The organism is Roseibium sp. AWQ4_290, assembly GCF_056160985.1.
On the sequence record NZ_JBSWYG010000021.1, the window covers coordinates 54,518 to 76,604 of the forward strand.

Genomic DNA, 22,087 nt, shown 5'->3' on the forward strand with positions numbered 1-22,087 from the left:
AGGGCCGTCTTGTCAGCTAAAGGCAAGCTGGCGGAAGAAATTGCCTTTCGAACTGGCGCGCAGCTCGTGAAAAAACTGTTCAATCACCGGTTCTGAAACCTTGATCGGTGAGGGGCCGTAATCCTTGTATTTGTCTGACAGGGCCTTGTTGACCGCATTTGAGAAATTCACGAAATCAATATGCTCGGTCGGAAACCCGTCCGCTGCCGATTTCACGCGGGTGCGAATTTCCGCATCATTGGCAATCGTCATGGCCGTGATAGCCGTGCCATGCTCCCTGGCCAGCCTGCGATAGGCTTTGGAGAGGTCCTCAATGAAACTGGCGGAGACCGTGTCGCAGACATATTTTGTGAGAACCTGCAAAAACTCGATTTCCCAGTCGGAATCCGCACGCTTGATCTGGGGCGCGCAGGTTTTGCGCAGGACATCGAAACACAGGAACCGCAGCACGGACATGGCAAAGAAGTCCTTGTTCGCGCCGACAAAGGGTTGTCTGCGGTGGATCTGGCCGCAGGCTTCATAATTCGAGCGGTAAATGTCGAAGAGATCCTGGGAGGCGGCCAGAAAGTCGAACACCGCGGCGATGTCCGTTTGCGTGAGACTGCCGCCCTTCAGCTCCGCCGCATTCAAAAGCCCCTTTCGGGCAAGCTCCATCGCCCGCTGTCCGGCAGCCATGCAAATATGCGGTCCGCTCAGTTTGGGCCAGGACTTCAGAGCAGTAGACGCCATTGGGTTCCTCCAAAAGGGAAGAATAGCCGCATTTGGCGGGCCTGGATTTGATCAAACGCAATATGTCCGTGCAGAAATGTGCGCCCTGGATGACCGGCGGCCTAAGCTTCAGGCGGGACGGATGCCGTCCGGTTCTCCCAAGCTCGCTTGAGATTGCTATGAGCCCGCTGGACGTTGAGGTTCCCGCAGCCAGCCATTTTCAAAGTCAAGGTCTGTGCAGCCGCTGAACCGGGCCACCCGGTCCAGCTCGGCCTGCAGGCGGGCAAGGCGTCCCTTGCCCGGCCGCACCCCTGGTTCGGGCCAGAAGGCGCGCACCTGCAGCCGGTCTGCGCTCCGTTCTGCTTTCATGTCGATGCGCCCGATCAGCCGTTCTCCCTCCAGAATGGGAAAAACGTAATAGCCATATTGCCGCTTGGGTTCGGGCACGAAAACCTCGATCCGGTAGAAAAATCCAAACAGGCGTTCAGCACGCTTGCGGTCGCGCAGGGCCGGATCGAAGGGAGACAAGACCCGCACTCGGGATGGGGCTTCCGGGAGGCTGTCAAGCGCGTCGAGCGTATGCGGATCGCAAAGCACCTTTCGCAGCGCGCCGTTGCTGCATTCAATCTCCGCTTCAATCAGTTCTCTGCTGCGCAGCGCCTGCTGGCACCAGGTCTTGGCCTCCTGCGGGGCAATCAGATCCCAAAAGGCTGCCAGTTCGCCTGACGTGGCAAAGCCGAGCCGGCCGAGAGCGGACCTGGCGGCCCAGTCAATGGTCTCTTGCAGATCGTGCTGCCGTGTGCGGTGCTCGGCCGGAATGACACGCTCGGTCAGGTCATACACCTTGTGAAAGCCATTGCGCCGGCAAACGGACAACGCACCGGTCCGCCACAGATATTCCAGGGCGGTTTTGGACGGATGCCAGTCCCACCAGCCGCCGGAGCTGCGCTTTTCCTCTTTCCCCACCGTGGCAGAGGTTACGGGGCCATGATCACTGACCTGTTGCAGAACCTCATCGAGTTTTTGTTCAAATTCATTCCGGCGCCATTTGCGCCACCGGCCAAGCAACTTGGCGCGGTCCCGCTCAAACCGCAGGTGCCAGTGGGGAAAGAATTGTGTTGGGATCACGGCCGCATCATGGGTCCAGTGCTCAAACAGCTGCCGGTCCCGTTCCAGAAGCGGTTTCAAGTTTTTCTCGCGGTAGGCTGGGCGCCGGGCGGACAGGATCATGTGATGCGCCCGCGAGACGGTGTTGATGCTGTCAACCTGCACGAAGCCGAGCCGGTCGACAAGGTCTGCAAGATCGGCGCCTTTGCCGCTGCCTTTTGGCGCAGCGCAAAGCCCGTGTCTGTGAAGAAAGAGGCGCCGCGCCAGTGCATTCGACACCCTGGGGGGGGAGGCAGTCATGCGACCACCTTATACCAACCTGAATAGATAGAAACCCATCTGATGGCGCTGGTCCGGATTGGCCGGCAAGGAGCGTTGTGCAGGACGGCCTGGTTGGCCGTTCAAGCGGCGCAACGCAGTCCGGCGGGCCTGAGCAGGCCACCGAGGCCGTGTTTGAGGACTGTTCAGCTGCGTCCCAGGTTTTGAACGATAAACCATATCGCCCTGCAACCTGCTCCTTGCCGAACAGTCCCCAAAAACGGTCAGATCGGTTCCTAGCTATTGAGGTTGGTATTAAGGGATTTCCAAGGCTTGTGAAAAGATTGATTGCCCCAGAGGCAAGGGGGGCGCCACGATGATACCCGTTAAAAGAGAGAGTTCCGGCGCTTGCATTCACGATAAGTGAAAAAGACGAAAGTTTAATTGTTTAGCCACAACTTAAACGAAAATCAGATGGATGCACGAATGAAAATCAAGTAAATTATTTGTTGAAAATAATTTTTAATTGTAAAAAATGCCAGTCTTTCACAGAGTTGGCAGAAAAGGTGAAAAACGAACTGGTGCGAAGATGCGTAAGGAAAGCAAACTCTATCTTATCAGGCTGAAATGCATAGCAATTTTTCTTCTCTTCGCGCTGGGAGGTGCCTCTCATGCCGAGGTGAAAGAATGCACCGATGCAACGGTGAATGGGTCGAGCCTCTGGTTTCCTGTCTCCATGCGCGACGGATCTTCAGAGAGCCTGATGGGGGTGTTTCCGGATCTTGCCAGATCCATTTTTCAGGAACTGGATGTTGCCGTGACGGTTGGGCGCAGTGTGCCCTGGAAACGGCTTTTTGTTCTGTTGGACCAGGGGGACATTGACGTGGTGGCAGGAGCCTACCGGACCCGGGAGCGGCTGGAAAAATATGAGCTGTCTTATCCGGTCATGGCGGAAGATGTCGCGGTTTTTGTGCGCGCCAGCCTGGCGCGTGAGCCGTCAGGTCTCAAGGATCTGGAGGGGCTGCATGGCATGGCCCCCTTCGGAGCCTCCTTCGGGGAGGGCTTTGAGCAATATCTGTCAGAGAATCTGACTATCCGGCGGGTGCCATTTGAAGACTTCCTGACCAACATGCGTCTGGTAGCTGAAGACAAGATTGACTATCTGATTGTGGCGCGCCGCGAAGGGCAGCGGATGATCGAGCAGCTTGGGGTGGAAGGTCAGGTTGTCGAAATGCCCTGGGCCGCGACCGTGAACACCTTGCATTTCATGTTCTCCAAAGCCTCACCCTGTGTGGATCTTCTGGACCGGTTCAACGCGGTCCTGAAACAGCGGGTTGAATCTGGTGAGATCCGTGACCTTCTGGAAGCCTATCGCGCCGGCGAAGTCAAAATGGACTGATCCTCAGACATGGCGGCTGCCAGACTCTACTCTTCATGATCAGTCCTTTACCCCGGGCTCTGCCTTTTGCCCTCTGCCATCGGGGCGTCCAGCTGACCACTCAAGCCTTAGGGGTCAGCTTTTATTTCGCAATGAGCCGCATCGGCGAGGCCGGGCTGTGGCCGGTGCCGGATTTGGCATTGGCCCACTGATAGGATTGCCGTTCTTCCGTCGGGGTGCACAGGAACCGCTCCCGGTAGCATTTGGTGAAATGGGAGGTGGAGGCAAAGCCGCAGGCAAGCGCCACATCCAGCACCGGGCGGCTGGTCCGGCGCAACAGGTCGCGTGCGGTTTCCAGGCGCAGGCGCAGATAATATTGCCCCGGTGTGCAGTTGAAATGGCGTCGGAAAAGCCGCTCCAGCTGGCGCGGCGACAGGCTCACTGTCATGGCAAGCTGCTGGCAGCTGAGCGGGTCTTCGATATGCAGGTCCATGATCCGGATCGCGTCAAGGATCTTGGCGTTGGAAATGCCGGTGCGGGCTTCAATATCGTGCCGCTGGGCGGATTCGCCGGAGCGCATATTCTGATAAAGCGCGACTTCCGCCACCTCATGGGCCAGATAGGCACCGTGCTGAATGGCGATCAGGCGCAGCATCATGTCGAGGGATGCCAGCCCGCCTGCGCAGGTGATGCAGTTGCGGTCAATGGCAAAGAGGTCGGAGGTCACGTCCACATTCGGAAATTCCTCGCGCAAGGAGCGCAGGTTCTCCCAATGGATCGTGCAGCGGCGGCCATCAAGCAGGTTGTAGCGCGCCAGAAGATAGGCCCCGGTGCAGATGGCGCCGAAGGTGCGGCCCATCGCATTCAGGCGGCGCAGCTTGTTGCCGAGATCTGCGTCGAGGGGCAGTCTTTCCACGTCGATTCCGGAACACAATAGAGTAATATCGGCGTCATTAAAGTCTTTGATAGATTTATTGACGGACACCGCGCAGCCGTTGCTCGCGGTAACCGAATTTCCATCGAGGGAAAAAGTTGTCCATGTGTAATAGTCGCGGCCAAGCAACCGGTTTGCTAGGCGCAGAGGTTCGATCACGCTCGCAAATGCATTCATGGAAAACCGGTCCATGAGCACAAATGCTATGGATTGGCCTGTTTCTTCGTGTGCGCGTCCGGACATTTACTTTGCCTCATTGGAAGGAAATATTGCACAAATTTTTCTTATTGCAGTAATTGTTCCCGTTTTTATTTGGCTGTCAAATAGAAAACGAGACTAGTACAGATAATTTCCAAAAGTGTCATAAATAGGCAGATGCACGGTCTTTCACCAGTGTGCCAGAATGGGATGTCCGGCCCTGCGGTCTCTCCGCAGACCTGCGGAGGGGCTGCTATCATCTTGTTGTTTTTAAAAGGCTATTTTGTCTAAGTTTGCAAAATATATTTGGCGATCATTGGCGTGTGGGGCGGTTTGATCCCGACCCCGGAGCGCGCCAGGGATTTGCTCGCCAAGGCCCTTGGGTGCGGGCTGTCTTTGGGGTGATCTCCCAAGGCAGGTCAGGTTCTTTGCCGGTGCAGGGAAATTTGGGATGTTTTTTTGCAAATTCGCGGATTTGTGGGTCTGCGTTGCTTCACCTCAAAGCGCTTGTGGAGTACATCAGGTACTCTTGATCCAAGATTTTAGACCTACGGACCCTGACTGAGATGAACGTTCTTGCCAAACCCGCCGATCTGGAAGCCGCCGCACCGGCTGGCGCTTTCGTGGAAGAAGTGACGGCTGTTCAGCACTATACCGACCGGCTGTTCCGCTTCCGGATGACGCGCCCGGCAAGCTTCCGCTTCCGCTCCGGCGAATTTGTCATGATTGGCCTGATGATTGATGGCAAACCGCTCTACAGGGCCTATTCTATCGCCAGCCCGTCCTGGGACGAGGAACTGGAATTCTTCTCCATCAAGGTGCCGGACGGCCCGTTGACCTCGCATCTGCAGAAGATCCAGCCGGGGGATGCGGTTCTGATGAAGAAGAAGCCGACCGGCACCCTGGTCAATGATGCGCTTATTCCGGGCAAGCGGGTCTATATGTTCTCCACCGGCACGGGCATTGCGCCTTTTGCCAGCCTGATCCGCGATCCGGACACGTATGAGAAATTCGATCAGGTGATTCTGACCCATACCTGCCGGGAAGTGGCTGAACTGAAATATGGTGAGGATCTGGTCGAGGAAACTCTGAATGACCCGCTGATCGGGGAGTTGGCCAGGGACAAGCTGGTCCACTACACATCCGTAACCCGCGAGGACTTTCCGCGCATCGGCCGGATCACGGACCTGATCCAGTCCGGCAAGTTGTTCGAAGACCTGGGCGTCCCGCCACTCGACCCGGCTGTCGACCGAGGCATGATCTGCGGGTCCATGGACATGATCAAGGACACCAAGACCCTGCTGGAACAGGCAGGTTTGAGCGAAGGGGCCAACAACAAGCCTGCAGAATTCGTTGTTGAACGGGCCTTTGTCGGCTGACAGTCCGCGCAGCCCTTGCTATGTGCCTGCCGGAGACGGGTTTTCAGAAGAAGGGGCAGCGGCCCCTTCTGTCTTCTCCGGGAGGCTGTTGCCAGCGCCCCATAGCGTGTCATGTCGCACGGGCTCAGAGCGTTTTGTCTTTTGCGCCGGCATCTTTGATGGCAGGCCGCGACAGGCAAATCCGATGAAACGCGAAGTGCGTCAGTTGCTGCTCAGACAGGTGAGCGACAGGATCATGGCCTTCTGGCCAAGCGCATTATAGTCTGCCATGTCAAAGCCTGGGTCTGCCTTGATGGCGGTTTGCGCCTTCTTGTCCTTAAGGAGATTGGCGATGGCCAATTCCATTTGCTGTTCGTTCAAAACGGCTGCGTTGCCCTCGTAGAAACATTTACACACCCTCGCTTTTTTCGTTTTCAGGCAGAAATTCATAAATCTCTGCTTCTGCTCATGCGTCGGGGCATCTGCCCAAGACGGGCCGGTGAAGGCCGCAGACACCAGCAGAGCAAGGACGACGGGCGCGAGAGTCCTGAAGTTCATCATTGTTTCCGGTTGTTTTCCAGAGAAGTGGCAGTGCGGATCCTTTCTATGCCATCCGCGTGCAGAACCTGCAATCTGAAATCATGGGTTTGGGGAGCTGCTTCCGGTTTTCCAAATGACCGGCTAAGCCGCTTTGACGGCGGACGGGGAGGGCTCTCGCCCAGCAAACTGTCCTCCAGTGTGGTAATCCACATTTGTTGTGCTGCATTTCTTCTTTTGTCTGGAGAATTTCTTTAAACTGCAGGACTGACAAATGCGGCGCTGAAGGAAAACAAGGGCATGAGATTTGAACGCCCGACCGGATTGATGTTTCACCATTTCCATGGGGGCGGTCATCCTGTGGCGCAAGGAAGCATCAGTGCCGCAGAATTCGGAGATCTGCTCGATTTTGTCCAGACAGGCCACGAGATTCTGAATGCAAAAGCATGGTTGGAGCGGGCGCAGCAGCGAACATTGACCCCCCATGAGGTCTGCATCACCTTCGATGACGCGCTGGCCTGTCAATATGACATTGCCTTGCCGGTTCTTCGGGACAGAGGGCTTACTGCATTCTGGTTTGTCTACACGTCGATTTTGAGCGGCGGTGTCGAGCCCCTGGAAATCTACCGGCTGTTCCGCACAACGGGTTTCCCGGATATCAGTGCGTTCTATGAAGCATTCTTCAGCCGCGCCGCCGTTGAATTTGCCGGGGCTTATCAAAGCGCCAAGGCGGTTTTCGATGCTTCTGACTATCTCAAGCAGGCAAGCTTCTACACCCGCGAGGACCGATGGTTTCGTTTTCTGCGCGATCAGGTCCTTCGGGATGCCGACTATCAGAGGCTCATGGAGGGGTTGATGGAAGAGGCGGCTTTTTCCGTTGAAGAGGCTGCACGGCACTTGTGGCTGACCCCGGCACAGGTCAATGAGCTGGACGCTGATGGCCACATCATCGGGCTTCACTCCCACACTCATCCAACCACCATGGCCAAACTTCCAGTCGCACATCAGCGCCGCGAATACGAGGCAAATGCGGCAGGGTTGGAGAGACTGCTGGGACACAAGGTGGACACTGTTTCCCATCCCTGCAATTCTTACGGTCCCGAAACCTTGGGTATCCTGAAGGGTCTTGGGGTGAAAGTTGGCTTCCGGGCCAATATTGTGGCTGTTGAAAGCCGGTCTATGCTGGAATTTGACCGCGAAGACCATGCCAATATTATGAAAGAGATGACCGCTGCTTCGGGAGCAAAGATCGCAAGCGAAGCAGGCTAGTCATTGATAGGTTGCGATGGGGCGGAGTGTTCCTGTCTCTTTCGGAAGGTTTCTCACTGAAAAGATGACCGATTCCGGGCCACAGACTTTCAGAGGCCTGTAAAATCACGTTTAGTTCCAACAGAGACAAAGATCAGCGAATCGCGCTCAGGAGCGGGTCAGGCTTTCAAGCGGGCGGCGCGAAGCTTCGGGGCGCGGGGCCATTTGCTTGACGTCGAACAGGGCCATAAAATGATGGATGAGGTTTTGGACATTCCGCCATTTTCGATGGCCCGGGCCGAAAAAGCGGCCTTGATGTGTGAGACCCTCAACGCCCTGACGCAGCACCACTACGCCCATTGCAGTCGATACAAGCAGATTGTGGACGCGCTCTTTGGCGGCCCTCGGCTGGTTACGGCTCTCGAAGATGTGCCGTTTTTGCCCGTAAGTGCCTTCAAGCGCTTTCGGCTGCAAAGCATTCCGGAGGATCAGGCGTTCAAAACCATGCGCTCCTCCGGCACGAGTGGCCAGGCGCCATCTCAGATCGTTCTCGACAAACAGACGGCCAATCTCCAGACAAAAGGCCTGACACGCACTTTGCAGCCGGTTCTGGGGGGGCGCCGTTTGCCGATGCTGGTGATCGACACACGCTCAGCGCTTGGTGCAAGCGGGGCGTTTTCGGCGCGCGGTGCGGCGATCCGGGGATTTTCCATGTTCGGGCGCAATCCGGTTTTCGCTCTGGACGACGATTTGCAGCCCGATGCGGAGACAATCGCCGCCTTCTTTGAGACCCATCGGCACAAGCCCGTTCTTGTCTTCGGTTTCACCTTCCTGATCTGGTCCAGCCTCTGCGAGGCTCTGGCGGCCGAGGGGCGGACAATCGACATGTCCAATGCGATTGTTCTTCACGGAGGTGGCTGGAAAAAGCTCGTGGACAGAGCTGTTTCAGCAAAAGAATTCAAGCAACGCTTGAAGGAGCAGTTCGGGATTGCCCGGGTTTACGACTATTATGGGATGGTCGAACAGACCGGGTCGATCTATGTGGAGTGTGAAGAAGGGCACCTGCATAGCAGCGTTTTCAATGATGTCCTGATCAAGGATCCGGTGACCCTTGAAACCCTGGGCCCCGGCGCGGAGGGTCTGATCCAGACCCTGTCCGTTTTCCCGCATTCCTATCCGGGACATTCTCTTTTGACAGAGGACAGGGGTGTGCTCCTCGGCGAGGATGATTGTCCTTGCGGGCGGAAAGGCAAATATCTGAAGGTTCTGGGCCGCGTGGCAGCGGCCGAGGTCAGGGGGTGCAGTGACACACTTTGATCCAGGTATGACGTTGCACAGGCGGGCGGGCGCCGCTTGCCCGGAGGCCGTCCTTCAGGCCGGTCCGTTGCCGGTGTTCGATGACGCGGTTCTGGCCATGCTGGCGGATCTGTCACGGCAGCTGATGGCGCCCGATATGCGGGCCTTTCCTGCCGTTGTCAGTCTCGGGTTTTTCTGCCGCCCGGGCCATTTGAACCGTCTGGCAACTGAAGCGCGCGCGCAGGATGTCTACCGTCTGGGGCGCGGCGTGTCCCTGCACTATGCGCCGTCAAATGTGCCGCTCAATTTCTGCTATTCCCTGATTGCGGGGCTGTTGTCGGGAAACAGCTGCCTCATCCGGCTGTCGGACAAAGCCTCGGTTGAGGCGGACAAGGTGCTGGACGCTTTGGACCGGGTGCTGTCGGCTCAGGAACATCACCCGATCCGGGACCGGTTGTTTCTGTTCCAGGCCCCCCATGGGGAGGGGCTGAACAAGGCTTTGGCGGGGGTCTGTGATGTCCGGGTCATCTGGGGCGGTGATGCGACCGTCACGACCATCCGCAAGGCGCCGCTGAAACCGCAAGCGTTTGATGTCACCTTCGCCGACCGTTATTCGATCTGTCTTGTTGCAAGCCAGGCCTATCTGGAGGAGAGCGAGGCCGGGCGCGTGGCGGCCGCGTTTTTCAACGATACGTTTGTGTTCGATCAGAATGCCTGTTCCTCGCCGAAAGCGGTGTTCTGGGTGGGCCCAAAAGCTGTGACGCTAAAGGCCAAGACCAGGTTCTGGACGGTTTTGCATGATCTGATGGCAGAGCGGGAATACCGGTGCCCTGAAGGGGCCGCGGCAACGAAGCTGATGACAGTTGCCAGCCTTGCCGTTGACGGTCATCAGCCGGAGCTTGAGATCTGCCGCAAGACAGGAAACTTTGTGGTTCAGGCCGCGCCGGAGCAATTGTGCGATCCAACCTATGTCACCGGCAGCGGGTTTTTCCTGCAGGCGGATGTGGACCAGCTCAGCGATCTGCCGGACATGCAGCATCCGAAATTGCAGACGGTCACCTATTTCGGTTTCGACGGTGCGGAGCTTGCGCCGCTTCTGGTGCAACCCTCCCTGAAAATCAGGGCCGACCGCGTGGTGAAAATGGGCACCGCAACGGCCTTCGAGCTTGTGTGGGATGGCTATGACCTGATCAGCCACATGTCCCGCCGTGTGGCCATACACTAACACTGCGCCGAGGCATTCAGCGCTTTAAAACAGGACCCAAAATGTCAGAGAATATCGAAAAATACATCAAGTGCTTTCAGGACGCCTTTCCTGTGGCCAAGGAGGATCTGGACGGGCTGAAATATCAGGACATTCCCGAGTGGGACAGCATTGGCCACATGAATCTGGTGGCCGCTCTGGAAGAAGAATTCGGGATTGAAATGGATATTGACGATATCACGGATATTTCCGACTTCCAGAAGGGCAAGGAAGTGCTGTCACGATACGAAATCACGGTTTGAGCAGCGCTGATGGCCTTGAGTTTTGATATTTCAGGGATCAAGGAATGCCAGCAAAACCGGCATCCGATCCTGTTTCTGGACAAGGTGGTGGATGTGGAACCGGGCGCTTGCGCGACCGGGATCAAGGCCTTCAGCTACAATGAATGGTTCTTTCCCGCCCACTACGAAGACGAGCCGTCCGTTCCGGGGTTCATCATGATTGAAACCATGGTGCAGACCTTCATCATGACGTTTTTGACCTTGCCCGAACACAAGGGTAGCAAGACCAATTTCCTCAACCTGAACAATGCCAGTTTCCGGCGCCAGCTGGTCCCGGGCGACACGCTTGTGGTGCGCGCCACGCTTGAGAGCCTGAAGCGGGGCATCGCGCGGGGCCGGGCAGAGGCGCATGTGGGCGAGGAATTCGCCTGTTGCGCCGATTTTGTCGTGTCGATCCGCTCGGCGACGGACGCCATCTTCAAGAAAATGCGGGAGAAGCATTCTTGATCCGGGTCGCTGACTATGTGTTCGACTTTCTGGCCGCGCAGGGCGCCCGCCACATCTTTCTGGTGACCGGGCGGGGGGCTCTGTTTCTCTCTGATGCGGTGGCAAAGAACGAAGCGCTTGTTCCCATCTGCCCCCATCACGAACAGGCGGCGGCTTTTGCAGCGGTTGCCTATGCGGCAGCTTCGGGCCGTCCCGGTGTCTGCCTGACCTCCACCGGATGTGCCTCGACCAATGCGCTGACCGGAGTGTTGACGGCCTGGCAGGACGGGATCCCGTGCTTTTTCATCTCCGGCCAGAACACGCTTGCGGAGACCACGCGCCACACGGGAGAGCCGATCCGGACTTATGGCCAGCAGGAAGCCGATATTGTTGAGATCGTCTCACCGGTGACCAAACACGCGGCCTTCATCAGCGATCCCGGCCGGATCCGCTACGAACTGGAAAAGGCGGCCGCTCTGGCACAGCAAGGCCGTCCGGGGCCGGTCTGGATCGACATTCCCCTTGATGTTCAAAACATGCGGATCGATCCTGAGGACCTGGAGGGATACCGGTCTGAAACAGCCAGATCGGCCCATCCAGACGCCGGAGATATGGCGTTTTTGAAGCAGAAGCTGGAGGCGGCCGAACGCCCTGTGCTCCTGATTGGCGGGGGCGCGAAACTCGACGGCGGTGCCGAGATCGTCAAGCGGTTGGCTGAAGCGGCCGATATTCCGGTGACCTACACATCTGCTGCTGTGGATGCCTATGGGGCCGGCCACAGCCACTCCATCGGCTCGGTTGGCGTCATGGGATGTTCGCGGGCCGGGGCCTTCGCGGTCCAGAATGCGGATTTCCTGCTGGTGCTCGGCTCCCGCCTGCCGTCGTCGGTTCTGGGCGCGGATGTTGAAAAATTCGCGCGGGCTGCGGAAATCGTGGCCGTTGACGAAACCACGGCGGAATATGAGCGGCACAAGGATCTGTTCGCCAGGGTGATCCCCCAAAGACCGGCGCCGGTGCTGGAACAGCTTGTGACGCTGGAACTGGAGCCCAAGACGCACTGGCTGTCCAAATGCCAGCACTGGAAGGCGTTCTTTGAGGGCCTCGATCAATGGCAGGATGACGGGGCCGCCATTGATCTGCACAATCTGGCAAATGTACTGTCGGCGGTGCTGCCGGAAGAGGCCAATTTCATCTGTGATTCCGGGTTCATTGATGTCATTCTGCCCACGAATATCCGTTTCTCACAGGGCCAGAACTGTCTTCACCCGGTTTATCAGGGGGCCATGGGATTTGCCTTGCCCGCGGCGGTGGGGGCATTTGCTGCAACAGAAAAACCGACAGTTGCCGTGATCGGGGACGGGTCTGTGATGATGAATTTGCAGGAGCTGCAAACCATCGCCCATCACGGATTTCCGGTGAAGCTCATTGTGGTGAACAATAATGGCTATGCCATCATCAAGCGCCGCCAGAACGAGTTGTTCCGCAAACGCACCATCGGCACCGATTTGTCGAACGGTGTCAGCGTTCCGGATTTTGGGAAAGTTGCTGCCGGGTTCGGCATTGAGCATGTTCTCCTGGAGGACTTGTCAACGCTTGAGACCCGGCTGCACAGCCTGCTGCGGGCGCCCGGGCCCATGCTGATTGAGATCGGTGGACTGGCTGATCAGGTTTATCTTGAGGTGGCGTTTGCCAAGAACCAGGACCGGAAATTTGTCCGCCGGCCCCTGGAGGATCAGTTTCCCTTTCTGGAACGCGAGACATTCTTGCGGGAAATGATTGTTCCTGTGATCGACCAGTAAACAGAGAGAGGCACAAGCTCTTGACCCAGACCCATGTGCCGGCCCCGGCGAGCGGGACCGCGCCCTATATCGTGGCCGAACTGAACACCAGCCATTTCGGCAAGACCGATCTCGCCCGGGACATGATCACGTCCTGCAAGAACATGGGCGTGGACTGCGTCAAGTTTCAGTCCTGGACGGAAGACAGCCTTTATGCATCGTCCTATTTCAAGCAGAACCCGATCGCCAAAAGGTTCTTTAAGAAATATTCCATGGGTCCGGACGAGCTGAAGGAACTGGCAACATTCTGCCACGGGATTGGGATCGGGTTTGCCTCCACACCCTATTCAACAGATGAGGTGGATTTTCTCGTCGAGGAATGCGGGGCAGCCTTTGTCAAAATCGCGTCGATGGATCTGAACAACCTTCGATATCTGGAGTATATCGCGCGCAAGAATGTCTACACGATCCTGTCGACCGGCATGGGCAGTTTGGAGGAAATCGAACAGGCGGTGGGCGTGTTTGAGGCACAGCAGACATCCGGTGGCCTGTGTCTGCTGCATTGCGTGTCGCTTTACCCGTGCCCGCCGGAGGCTTGCAATCTGAACAACATTTCCTTGTTCAAGGAGCGGTTTCCCAGGATCGATATCGGCTATTCCGATCACACCAAGGGCCCGGAAGCGGCCATTGCCGCCGTCGCGCTGGGGGCGCAGGTGATCGAAAAACACTTCACGCTCGACAGCAGCCAGATCGGTATGGACAACCAGATGGCCACAGAGCCGGATGCGTTTGCCCAGATGGTGACCTTCTGCCGGAGCGCGGCCCAGGCACTGGGCAGCCGGGACAGGGTGCTGACGGAAGACGAAATTGCACAGCGGCAGGTGATGCGGCGCAGCGCCGTCGCGCTCAGGGATCTTGCGGAAGGCGAGGTGGTGAGCGCGGACGATATCGTCTTCAAACGTCCCGGGACCGGACTGGCACCGGACCGGATCGCGTCTTTCCTCGGCAAGCCGCTCCTGACCGCCCTTGGCGAAGGGGAGGTTCTGACCGAGGCGCATGTCCAGCCTGTGGAAGGGAAATCGTGACACGGCGGGCAAGACCGGGCGCCTTTGCGCCCGAATTCCGCTCGATATAAGGGACTTTGGCCGGAATGTTTGATCTTCAAAGATTTGCCGGACGGGTCGCGCTGCACACAGAAACCGGCCAGACGATCCGCTATGAGGAGCTGATTGCGTCCGGCGAAGCCCTGTCCGCGCATTTGGAGACGTCCGGCGCACAGCTCGTGATCTGTCTGTGCGACACCAGCGCCGGTTGCCTTGCCGGCTATCTGGCCTTTCTGGAGACAGGCACCGTGCCGGTGATGTTGAGCGCCACAATTGAGCCTCCGGTTCTCAAAGGCTATGTGGATGCGTACCGCCCGCGTCATATCTGGTGTCCGGCCTCCTATGCGGCCGGGCTTGAGGGCTATCTTCCGGCCTTTGAAAGCGAAGGCTATCGGCTGTTGACACGGCGCGGCGGCGACAGCGTGGCCTGTCATCCGGATCTGGCGCTTCTGGCCACAACGTCAGGGTCCACGGGAAGCCGGAAGCTGGTCCGCCAAAGCCGCCAGAACCTTTTGGAAAACACCGCCGCCATCATCGAAAGCCTTCGCCTTGAGGCCGATCTGTCAGCTGTCACGACACTGCCGATGAATTACACATTCGGCCTCTCGGTCCTGCACACCCATCTTGCCGTTGGATCGACCCTTCATCTCACCAACCACGCGGTCGTCCAGCGGCCCTTCTGGGATCTCGTGAAAGACCGGTCTGTGAGATGCCTTTACGGTGTGCCGTTCACCTTCGATATGCTGAAGAAGTTCAAGATCAGCCGGCAGGACCTGCCGGATCTGAAGCTTCTGGCCCAGGCAGGGGGAAAAATGCAGCCGGATACGAGCGCCTATTTTCTGGATTGGTGCCAGACCACCGGGAAACGGTTCTTCATCATGTATGGCCAGGCGGAGGCGACAACCCGCATCAGCTGTTTTTGCGTGAATGACTTTCCGCACAAGATTGCCAGTGCAGGCAAGGCCTTGCAAGGGGGCAGGCTTCAGGTGGACGCCGGGCGCGGACCGGAAATGAGGGCGGAGACAGAAGCAGAGCCGAGGCCGGACATGAGCGCGGTGGCCAGCCCTTCCGGAGAGATCCTCTATCAGGGCCCCAATGTCGCCATGGGCTATGCTCTTGGCGCCGAAGATCTTGCCCGGGACGACGACTGGCAGGGCACGCTCCGGACAGGGGATCTGGGCTATCTGGACGCGGACGGATTTCTGTTCATCACGGGCCGCAAGAAACGCTTTGCGAAACTCTATGGCCACAGTCTTTCCCTGGATGACATTGAAACGATCCTGACCCGTGAATTGGCCTTTCCGGCGGCTTGTATCTGTGTGGAGGACCGCCTGATTGTCTTTCATGAACCGGCGGATCAGGCACAAGCGGTGAGGGGCCAACTGGCCGCAAGGCTAAAGCTTCAGACACGGGACCTTGTCTTCAAGGAGATTGCCATGCTCCCCAGAACGGACAGCGGCAAGGTGGCCTATGGTGAGCTGCAAAGTCTTGAGGAGGGGGGGCGAGGGTGAAGGCCCGTAGAACCAGGAGCCTGACGGCATTGAAACGACTAATCACTTGCCAAGACCGCTTGATATGGTCGCCCAAGCGGGGCTGAAAGTGCCGATCTGTTGAGATGCAGCAAGCTTGATGGGCTTTGGAGACTTTGTATAACCGGTTTTGAAGAGGCTTAAATGTTGGAAAGTGGATTCTCGTCATTGCAAGCTAGGGATAAAAGGCTGATATTTTTGAGATCCTAGAATTCGATCATTCCGAACAGAAAAGCAATCCGCATGAGTGAGGCAACCAGACAAGAGCACTGGGACCAGTCGTACCTACGCAAAGAGAACCACTATTTCTATCCTCATGAAGAGATAGTTCGCCTTTTCTCACATCGCGTGGCGCGCAGGGTCGGACCAAACGAAACGACATATCTCGATGGGTTTACCGCCGGAATGCGGGCATTCGATTTTGGATGCGGCATGGGGCGTTATGTGAAGATGTTCCATGAATTTGGCTTTGAAGGCTATGGAATAGATCACTCATCAGAGGCAATCGAGGCGGGAAGAAAATGGCTCGGGTCGGCTGGCATTTCGGATGTTGAAAAGAAGTTGAAACAGGCGGATGGGAGAAAGTTGCCTTTTGATGACAATTTTTTCGACCTGGCATTTTCAACGGGCGTGCTGGATTCAATGAAATTTGAGATTGCTCAGGAGTGTATGCCCGAAATTCACCGGGTGGTGAAACCAGGAGCTATGGTTTTTCTTGACTTGATCAGCAACGAGGATAGTGATCTAGATCCAGGATTTTGCGGCGAAGTGACAGTTAGTAAAAAGACCGAATTTGGAACCATACAAAACTACTATGATCGTATAAAAATAGAAAAACTTTTAGAAGGAAGAGTTAAAATTCTCGAAATGGTGCATGTAAGGCGCGATATTATTTTGACGAAAACTTATGCGAGCCGATACTATCTTGTAGGTGTTTTTAATTGATGGGTCATGCGCAAGAAGCCAGCTTCAATCTATCCGAAGAGAATAGAGCTGCTATCGAGCGCATTGCTGCTTCAAACCGAGGCTGGAGAGCCCTCTAACTTGTTTCTTTGATGCAATTCCAGATACAAATAGGTGCCTATATTGCTGGAATTGTTCTCGTTAGCCTCTCCGGCAGCTGCCTGCCAGAGAAGTGGTGGTCCGGAAATGGTGTCAAAACCTCAAGTATCTCGAAGAGTTCTTAGACTTGATGAGCTGGATCTCTTTCGTGATTTTGTTGCGGAAAACTATTCGGTAGACCATAGCTATGTGAGAAGTCCCGAACTTTTACGCCACTTCTTTGAAGATGAGAGTGGTCTTAATATTTACGGCGCATTCTTGCAAGATGAGCTTGTTGGAGTGTGGCCCTTTCTTTATTATAATATAGGGCGCAAACATGCAGCTGGATGCTTATTTTTGTTTAAGCCCGTTGAGGGCGTTCCTTTTTTAGGTCAAGCTTCAATGAAGTTATTTTTGGAAGATCTTAAGGTAGAGGCTTTTTTTACCGCAGGAATAATTGAGAGGCTGTTGCCGTTTTATAGACGGGTCGGTCATGTATGTTCTCAGTATAAACAATTCTATTGGCGACCTGAATATTGGGAGAGCGACGAAAGAATTGGCGCTGGTGGACAAATAAAGAAGATTGACCCGAATGATGAAACGTTTCTCAACGATTTGAAGCAGGATTTCCCGCAATCAGACTTCTTGCCTGAGAAAGATTTTTGGTACTTTAAAAAAACATATATCGAAAATTTATCTCAAAAATTCGAGACGTTTAGTGGTTTCACCTTGGGAAGGCGAATTTTGTTCGCAACCGCGATCTACTCTACGCCTATCGGAAAAATTCTTAGGCTTTATGATTATTTTGGAAACCTTATCGATTTCCCTATTGTTCTTTCGTTTTTAAAAAACAAAGCGATGGTTGAGGAATGCCGTCACGTGGATGTGATGGTTTCTGGGATGGATGATGAAGTCTTCCTTCACGCCGGTTTCCGCTTCCTGGATCCAGATCAGTCTGAAGTCATAGTTCCCAACAATTTTTTTCCTTTTGAGGAAAAAAACTCCAAAGTATTTTGCGGTATTCGGATGAATGTTTCTGGCTCCGAAGAAAAGCCTGTCGTCCTTTTTAAAGGAGCTGGAGATCAGATTGTTCCCCGGCATATCCATGGATGGGCACTAGAGAATCGGGCGGGATAAGGGAACCCCTCACGATTCTCTTATCTCGCCCGATGCTCAAGCCGAAAGTTGCAGCTGGAATCTTTGCCTTCAGTAAACCGAATAGTCTTTTTAACTGATTGCAAACAGCAACAAATTCATTCCGTTGGTTGAAAGAAATATTTCTGCTGACTGACTGACCAAAACGAATCCAGGCTGAGCACCTCGACAAACCGCCTGGCGGCGTTTCCCGTCCCGAAGGAGACGTCCGCCTCATGGCGCTGTCCCCATTTGGACAAGAGAAAGTCCTTGATCGTGTCTGCCTCAAAGGCTGTCGCGTCGGTAATGGCCCCGGATTGAGAACGCAGATGCTGACGCGAGCCCACATTCAGGCTTGGCAGGCCAAGGAAGGGCGCCTCGCGGACCCCGGCGCTGGAATTTCCCACGATGACACTGGCGTGTTTCATGAGAGAGGAAAAATAGGAGAACCGCATACTCGGCAGGCAGCGGAACCGGTCTTTCGGAAGGCTATCGATTTCCTTGAAAATGTCTTCCCCCCCGGGGTCATTGTTCGGCAGGATGACGACAAAGTTGCGCCCGCTTTCTTTGAGCGTTCCAAACAGCGATTTGGCCTGGGCCGCCATGGTGTCGCGCTCTGACGTGACCGGGTGAAACACAGCGATCCCGAAATCCTCAAAGCTGATTTCATAGTGCCGCTTCACGTCTTCAATCGGAACTTGCGCCCCTTGAAGATGAATATCGAGTTCAGGCGAACCGATGGGAAAGACCGTGTCAGGATCTTCGCCAAGCTTGATGACCCGGTTGCGGGCATCCTGAGAACTGACAAAATGGTAGGTGCACAGCTTGGTGTTGCAGTGCCGGTAGACCTCATCAATCGTCCCGGAGACTTCCCCGCCTTCAATATGCGCACAGCGGATATAGTTGGTTGCACAAACGAGTGCACCGGCAAGCGCCTCGATCCGGTCTCCGTGGAGGATGGTCAGATCCGGCGGATTCTCATGGACCCAGTCCGACAGGCCGATGATCGTTTTGGACAGGATAATGTCCTGGCTGTCGCCAATGCGCTGGTTGATATATTCCTGCCGGGACACGCCCTTGATCCGTTCCACTTCCTGCCGCGTGGAGCCGTAGCGCGCCAGCATGTGCATGCCTGTGACGAAGAAGGTGACATCATGCCCGGCATCTCTGGCCGCAGCGGCCAAAGGCTCGAGCTTGCCGAAATCGGCTCGTGTACCGGTGAGAAACAGCAGACGTTTCATGGCCGGGTCCCGCCTAGTCTTCCAGATCGTCCCAGCGCAATTGTGTATTGCGCTTGAGAGCATGTTTGAGGGTGCGCCCGACCAGCTTGTCAAAGTCATGCACTGCGATCTCGCCAGTGCCGGGGCGGCGGGCCCAGATATCGGCCTCAGAAATTACGGTCCCAGCCGACAGGTCCCTGTCGGCCACGATGGAGCCCCGGGCGAAGCGGTAGACATCCTCTTCCGGACCGGTACGCCGTTTCGGATTGCGGAGGGCGGTATGGATTTCCCTGGACCGGTCAATCAGATGCCGCAGTTCCGCCGGGTCCATGGAACAGGAAATATCCGGCCCCTTGCGGTAGCGGCTGTCGGTAAAGTGCCGTTCCAGGATGGAAGCGCCAAGCGCAACGGAGGCGAGCGCCATGTCCGGGCCGATACTGTGGTCGGAAAATCCGACGACCGCATCCGGAAACGCGGCTCTCAGGTCGCTGACGCCTTGAAGTGAAACAATCTCTGGCGGGGACGGATAAAGGTTTGTGCATTCCAGCAAGGCATAGGGAATACCGGAGGCTTGAAGAATGCCGACCGATGGGCGGATCGTTTCAAGTGTCTGCATCCCCGTGCTCATGATCACCGGCTTTCCGAACTTGCTGATATGGCGGATCAGGGGCAGATGATCGCATTCTCCGCTGCCGATCTTGAAGGCGGGAACGCCGATGGAGGCAAGAAAATCCGCTGCAGCCCGGGAAAAGGGCGTGGAGATATAGAGCAGCCCGAGGTCTTCGGTGAACGCCTTCAGTTCCTTTTCCGCTTCCGGCGGCAAGGCGCACCGGCGCATCACCTCATAGATCGACACATCCGCATTGGGAGGGAAGATCGATTTGGCTTCTTCCGTCATTTCGTCTTCAACGAAATGGGTCTGATGTTTGATCATCTCGCAGCCGCTGCGTGCCGCGGCTTCAACCATTGCTTTTGCCGTCTCCAGACTGCCGTCATGATTGATCCCGATTTCGGCGATCACCAGCGGCGGATGGTCCGGGCCAATGGAGCGATGGGCGATCTGCATTGTGACTTCCTTGCACAGTATGTTTGGAGCGCCGGATGCTAAAGCTTGAAAGCGTTTTTTCTTTTGGTCGCGATGAGCATTGCTCCAGTTTCCAGGTCGACCTAGTTCGGACATTTGAATCCATTTGGCTGACGAGGCCTAAAGCCCTATCCGTCTTAGTCTATCATCTGGCGAGAAGTTCTGCTTCCAGCTGGCAAGCCGCTCAAGGATCTCTGGCACCAGGTCCGATACGGTCTGTTCGAAATCGATCATCGTGTGTTTTAAGGAAGGGTACCAAGGCGAATTTTCCTGTCCCAAAGTGAAATGAGATTGTGAGTCGCCGAAGGTCCAACATGGAACGTTATGCGTTGCGGCGATATCGCCAACGCTTGTAGGGGCCGAAATTATCAGGTCGCACAATTCCGACATCGCTGCGGCGTCCATGAGGTTGTTAAACTGATCAACATCCGGGAAATGAACAAACGTGCTTTTTTCACATTTGTGTTGCAAAAACCGGATTTCTTTTTCGACCGAAGCATATTGAAGATTAAGGAAAATGCAGCCTTCAAGATCAAGAATTGGTGCTAATTCAAGGACCGAAAAGTAATTTCTAAGTCGCGATGTATCTAGATTTTTAGAACGCCACGAAATGCCGATAATTGGTCTCTTGTCTGCATCCCTAGGCAATCTTTGATAGAGTTCTTGGACTCTTTCTGGTCTTGCCTTGAGACATGGAAAAATTGTATTTTTAAAAGACGCTATTGTAGGGCGGAAAATGCAGGCCAAATCTGCCATCGCGACGTGAAAATCATAGTCATCAGACGTTGCTTCCATGGTGTCTGTTTCAAACGTCGCAAGTCTGACAGTAGCCTCTGGAAAGCTGTACGCAAACGTATCCAGTAACTTTTGCGAACCTTCAATAACAACGCTTCCGGCGACTGCAATCAATTCGCCAAGGATTGTCGAGGAGCGCAGGGCATCGCCAACGCCCTGATCGGCATAGACAAGAATGGTCTTGTCCTTCAGGCTCTCGCCTGTCCAGCGTGGTTTGTTGAATTTCCGCGACAGAACGGGAAGATTGTCCGCTGCAAAGCGGGCGTGATGGTATTTCCAGCCATTCGTCAGATCCCCAAGACCGAGATAGGCTAGGCTCATATTCCATTCAGCCGTGGGCAGCTCGCCGTCATAAAGTTCCAGACTGCGCTTGAAACAGGCGACAGCTTCACCGTAGCGGTGGTATCCGTGCAGGCAGACACCCAGTGTGATCTGCCGGTCCGGATTGTCCGGGGCGGCCTTTGCAGCGATTTGTGCCGATTCAAGACCTTCAACCGAGTTGCCCTGTTTGAAGCAGATCCGGGCAAATTCGTGGTGGAGCCTGTCGTTGTCTGTGAACCGGCGCAAGGCATGTTTTGTGAACTTGTAGGCCGTTTTCAGTTGCCCCATGTCCTGCAAAGCCTTTGACAGCAGGTAAAACGGTTCCGGGTTGTCCGGATCCAGAAGGCAGCACTTGTTGAAGAAGACGATTGCCTTCTCGTAGTGCTTTTCGTCCCTGAGAGCGACGCCGTAATTGCGATACGCATCCGGGTGGTTGGGATGCTGCTGGATCAGGCGCTGAAAGATCAGTTCTGCCTCTTCGACCATCTCGAATTTGCACAAGGTGATCGCATGAAGGTTCCAGGCGTCAATGAGGGTCGGATCGAGATCGAGCGCCTTGCGGGTCAGGGCCAGAATGCTGTCATTGTCCGATTTGGGAATGTCGGACATGGCCCGGGCCAGGTTCGAATAAAAGGGGGCCCGGTCACCCGCCAGATTGATTGCTTTCTGAATTTGGGCAATGGCTTCCATCGGTTTGCCCAATTGCCGGTATGTCACCCCGAGCAGATGATTGGCATCTGGGTGATTGGGGACTTTTTTCAGAACCTGCTGGTAGAGTCGCTGCGCCTTCTTGTAGTCACCGGCCTTTTGCAGCGCCAAGGCTTTGTGAAGCTTTTCAAGGGTCGGATTTTGAGCGGTGTTCAGTGCCATAAGCGTTTGAGATCCGTCGATTCTGAAAGCACAACTTTCCTGAAATCTATCAGTGTGTTCTGGCAGAAGACAGTTTTACAGCGGATTTCAGCGCGCTATCCGCAGTTTTCTGCGTTGGACGCCCGGAGTTTCAAGTTCTGCAAGCAGCGCCTGCAAGCAGCAATCGGGGAAACAGGAAAGTAAAATTGCTCAAAAAACTGTGGCACATGGCGTGAAAGG

19 protein-coding genes are annotated in these 22,087 nt (G+C 55.5%); 12 read left to right on the top strand and 7 right to left on the bottom strand.

Going from position 1 to position 22,087, the window contains the following annotated elements; all coding sequences use genetic code 11:
* Positions 1–12: 12 nt before the first annotated feature.
* Both ACXAH0_RS20035 and ACXAH0_RS20040 read right to left on the bottom strand, forming a co-directional pair.
* Positions 13–729, bottom strand: coding sequence for a hypothetical protein (locus tag ACXAH0_RS20035; protein WP_475194483.1), 717 nt, complete (start codon positions 727–729; stop codon positions 13–15).
* Between the two features lie 156 nt (positions 730–885).
* A complete protein-coding gene (locus tag ACXAH0_RS20040) occupies positions 886–2,115 on the bottom strand; it encodes a winged helix-turn-helix domain-containing protein (RefSeq protein ID WP_475194485.1) in 1,230 nt (409 codons plus the stop codon).
* Positions 2,116–2,662: 547 nt separating this feature from the next.
* Between ACXAH0_RS20040 and ACXAH0_RS20045 the strand changes: the two genes are divergently transcribed.
* A complete protein-coding gene (locus ACXAH0_RS20045; RefSeq protein WP_475194488.1) occupies positions 2,663–3,472 on the top strand; it encodes a substrate-binding periplasmic protein in 810 nt (269 codons plus the stop codon).
* A 121-nt stretch (positions 3,473–3,593) separates the two neighbouring features.
* Here ACXAH0_RS20045 and ACXAH0_RS20050 read toward each other — a convergent pair whose 3' ends face one another.
* Complete coding sequence (locus tag ACXAH0_RS20050; RefSeq protein ID WP_475185756.1) at positions 3,594–4,628, bottom strand: GlxA family transcriptional regulator; 1,035 nt, start codon at positions 4,626–4,628, stop codon at positions 3,594–3,596.
* A 521-nt stretch (positions 4,629–5,149) separates the two neighbouring features.
* Here ACXAH0_RS20050 and ACXAH0_RS20055 point away from each other — a divergent pair.
* Positions 5,150–5,962, top strand: coding sequence for a ferredoxin--NADP reductase (locus tag ACXAH0_RS20055; RefSeq protein ID WP_475185759.1), 813 nt, complete (start codon positions 5,150–5,152; stop codon positions 5,960–5,962).
* 201 nt (positions 5,963–6,163) lie between these two features.
* Here ACXAH0_RS20055 and ACXAH0_RS20060 read toward each other — a convergent pair whose 3' ends face one another.
* A complete protein-coding gene (locus ACXAH0_RS20060; protein WP_475194489.1) occupies positions 6,164–6,307 on the bottom strand; it encodes a hypothetical protein in 144 nt (47 codons plus the stop codon).
* Positions 6,308–6,778: 471 nt separating this feature from the next.
* Here ACXAH0_RS20060 and ACXAH0_RS20065 point away from each other — a divergent pair, with 471 nt between their 5' ends.
* The 10 genes from ACXAH0_RS20065 (at position 6,779) to ACXAH0_RS20110 (ending at position 17,581) form a co-directional block, all read left to right on the top strand.
* Entirely contained in the window at positions 6,779–7,747 is a 969-nt protein-coding gene (locus ACXAH0_RS20065) for a polysaccharide deacetylase family protein (protein ID WP_475194491.1), read from the top strand.
* Positions 7,748–7,978: 231 nt separating this feature from the next.
* The gene (locus ACXAH0_RS20070) at positions 7,979–9,043 is read left to right on the top strand and encodes a LuxE/PaaK family acyltransferase (protein WP_475194493.1); all 1,065 of its coding nucleotides are present in this window, start codon (positions 7,979–7,981) and stop codon (positions 9,041–9,043) included.
* A 7-nt stretch (positions 9,044–9,050) separates the two neighbouring features.
* Positions 9,051–10,247 carry an acyl-CoA reductase gene (locus ACXAH0_RS20075; RefSeq protein WP_475194494.1) on the top strand — a complete coding sequence of 399 codons (1,197 nt, stop codon included), beginning with the start codon at positions 9,051–9,053 and terminating at the stop codon, positions 10,245–10,247.
* Positions 10,248–10,288: 41 nt separating this feature from the next.
* The gene (locus ACXAH0_RS20080; protein WP_475185782.1) at positions 10,289–10,528 is read left to right on the top strand and encodes a phosphopantetheine-binding protein; all 240 of its coding nucleotides are present in this window, start codon (positions 10,289–10,291) and stop codon (positions 10,526–10,528) included.
* Between the two features lie 9 nt (positions 10,529–10,537).
* Positions 10,538–11,014, top strand: a complete 477-nt coding sequence (locus ACXAH0_RS20085; protein ID WP_475185786.1) for a 3-hydroxyacyl-ACP dehydratase FabZ family protein — start codon at positions 10,538–10,540, stop codon at positions 11,012–11,014.
* Positions 11,011–12,792: a thiamine pyrophosphate-binding protein gene (locus ACXAH0_RS20090; RefSeq protein ID WP_475194497.1), complete on the top strand. Its 1,782-nt coding sequence runs from the start codon at positions 11,011–11,013 to the stop codon at positions 12,790–12,792. The genes ACXAH0_RS20085 and ACXAH0_RS20090 overlap by 4 nt, the downstream gene beginning before the upstream one ends.
* Before the next feature lie 20 nt (positions 12,793–12,812).
* Positions 12,813–13,856, top strand: coding sequence for an N-acetylneuraminate synthase family protein (locus ACXAH0_RS20095; protein WP_475194499.1), 1,044 nt, complete (start codon positions 12,813–12,815; stop codon positions 13,854–13,856).
* Between the two features lie 65 nt (positions 13,857–13,921).
* Positions 13,922–15,385 carry an AMP-binding protein gene (locus tag ACXAH0_RS20100; protein WP_475194500.1) on the top strand — a complete coding sequence of 488 codons (1,464 nt, stop codon included), beginning with the start codon at positions 13,922–13,924 and terminating at the stop codon, positions 15,383–15,385.
* 261 nt (positions 15,386–15,646) lie between these two features.
* A complete protein-coding gene (locus ACXAH0_RS20105; RefSeq protein WP_475185801.1) occupies positions 15,647–16,348 on the top strand; it encodes a class I SAM-dependent methyltransferase in 702 nt (233 codons plus the stop codon).
* 141 nt (positions 16,349–16,489) lie between these two features.
* Positions 16,490–17,581, top strand: a complete 1,092-nt coding sequence (locus ACXAH0_RS20110; protein WP_475194503.1) for a hypothetical protein — start codon at positions 16,490–16,492, stop codon at positions 17,579–17,581.
* Positions 17,582–17,697: 116 nt separating this feature from the next.
* On the opposite strand, the gene neuC is transcribed toward ACXAH0_RS20110, so the two are convergent.
* From neuC to ACXAH0_RS20125, 3 genes are all read right to left on the bottom strand, one after another.
* Entirely contained in the window at positions 17,698–18,819 is a 1,122-nt protein-coding gene (gene neuC, locus ACXAH0_RS20115; protein WP_475194507.1) for a UDP-N-acetylglucosamine 2-epimerase, read from the bottom strand.
* A gap of 13 nt (positions 18,820–18,832) precedes the next feature.
* Positions 18,833–19,864: an N-acetylneuraminate synthase family protein gene (locus ACXAH0_RS20120; protein ID WP_475194509.1), complete on the bottom strand. Its 1,032-nt coding sequence runs from the start codon at positions 19,862–19,864 to the stop codon at positions 18,833–18,835.
* Positions 19,865–20,002: 138 nt separating this feature from the next.
* Positions 20,003–21,868 (bottom strand): tetratricopeptide repeat protein, encoded by a 1,866-nt coding sequence (locus ACXAH0_RS20125; RefSeq protein ID WP_475194513.1) that lies wholly within the window; start codon positions 21,866–21,868, stop codon positions 20,003–20,005.
* Positions 21,869–22,087 lie beyond the last annotated feature (219 nt).

What these genes read in the sequence shown, in the direction of transcription:
- ACXAH0_RS20050 (WP_475185756.1), bottom strand. Translation starts at nt 4,628, where the DNA reads ATGTCCGGACGCGCACACGAAGAAACAGGCCAATCCATAGCATTTGTG.
- ACXAH0_RS20100 (WP_475194500.1), top strand. Translation starts at nt 13,922, where the DNA reads ATGTTTGATCTTCAAAGATTTGCCGGACGGGTCGCGCTGCACACAGAA.
- ACXAH0_RS20055 (WP_475185759.1), top strand. Translation starts at nt 5,150, where the DNA reads ATGAACGTTCTTGCCAAACCCGCCGATCTGGAAGCCGCCGCACCGGCT.
- neuC (WP_475194507.1), bottom strand. Translation starts at nt 18,819, where the DNA reads ATGAAACGTCTGCTGTTTCTCACCGGTACACGAGCCGATTTCGGCAAG.
- ACXAH0_RS20070 (WP_475194493.1), top strand. Translation starts at nt 7,979, where the DNA reads ATGATGGATGAGGTTTTGGACATTCCGCCATTTTCGATGGCCCGGGCC.
- ACXAH0_RS20120 (WP_475194509.1), bottom strand. Translation starts at nt 19,864, where the DNA reads ATGCAGATCGCCCATCGCTCCATTGGCCCGGACCATCCGCCGCTGGTG.
- ACXAH0_RS20040 (WP_475194485.1), bottom strand. Translation starts at nt 2,115, where the DNA reads ATGACTGCCTCCCCCCCCAGGGTGTCGAATGCACTGGCGCGGCGCCTC.
- ACXAH0_RS20085 (WP_475185786.1), top strand. Translation starts at nt 10,538, where the DNA reads ATGGCCTTGAGTTTTGATATTTCAGGGATCAAGGAATGCCAGCAAAAC.
- ACXAH0_RS20080 (WP_475185782.1), top strand. Translation starts at nt 10,289, where the DNA reads ATGTCAGAGAATATCGAAAAATACATCAAGTGCTTTCAGGACGCCTTT.
- ACXAH0_RS20060 (WP_475194489.1), bottom strand. Translation starts at nt 6,307, where the DNA reads ATGGAATTGGCCATCGCCAATCTCCTTAAGGACAAGAAGGCGCAAACC.
- ACXAH0_RS20125 (WP_475194513.1), bottom strand. Translation starts at nt 21,868, where the DNA reads ATGGCACTGAACACCGCTCAAAATCCGACCCTTGAAAAGCTTCACAAA.
- ACXAH0_RS20035 (WP_475194483.1), bottom strand. Translation starts at nt 729, where the DNA reads ATGGCGTCTACTGCTCTGAAGTCCTGGCCCAAACTGAGCGGACCGCAT.
- ACXAH0_RS20065 (WP_475194491.1), top strand. Translation starts at nt 6,779, where the DNA reads ATGAGATTTGAACGCCCGACCGGATTGATGTTTCACCATTTCCATGGG.
- ACXAH0_RS20045 (WP_475194488.1), top strand. Translation starts at nt 2,663, where the DNA reads ATGCGTAAGGAAAGCAAACTCTATCTTATCAGGCTGAAATGCATAGCA.
- ACXAH0_RS20075 (WP_475194494.1), top strand. Translation starts at nt 9,051, where the DNA reads ATGACGTTGCACAGGCGGGCGGGCGCCGCTTGCCCGGAGGCCGTCCTT.
- ACXAH0_RS20105 (WP_475185801.1), top strand. Translation starts at nt 15,647, where the DNA reads ATGAGTGAGGCAACCAGACAAGAGCACTGGGACCAGTCGTACCTACGC.